The sequence below is a fragment of the Paenibacillus periandrae genome, assembly GCF_022458865.1.
Lineage (GTDB): Bacteria > Bacillota > Bacilli > Paenibacillales > NBRC-103111 > Paenibacillus_S > Paenibacillus_S periandrae.
Genome location: NZ_JAJNMU010000259.1, coordinates 1 through 212 on the forward strand (window position 1 = coordinate 1; position 212 = coordinate 212).

The 212-nt window shown below is 54.7% G+C and carries 1 rRNA gene; it reads left to right on the top strand.

The window, feature by feature from the left end:
* Nucleotides 1-212, top strand: a 23S ribosomal RNA gene (locus LRL21_RS45460); the annotation flags it as partial.

Below are 212 nucleotides of genomic sequence, written 5' to 3' on the forward strand. Positions count from 1 at the left end.
CACTGGAGGCCCGAACCCACGCATGTTGAAAAATGCGGGGATGAGGTGGGGGTAGCGGAGAAATTCCAATCGAACTCGGAGATAGCTGGTTCTCCCCGAAATAGCTTTAGGGCTAGCCTCGGAGTTTTAGAGTCGTGGAGGTAGAGCACTGATTGGGTGCGGGGCCCGCCAAGGGTTACCAAGTCCAGTCAAAATCCGAATGCCACAGACTT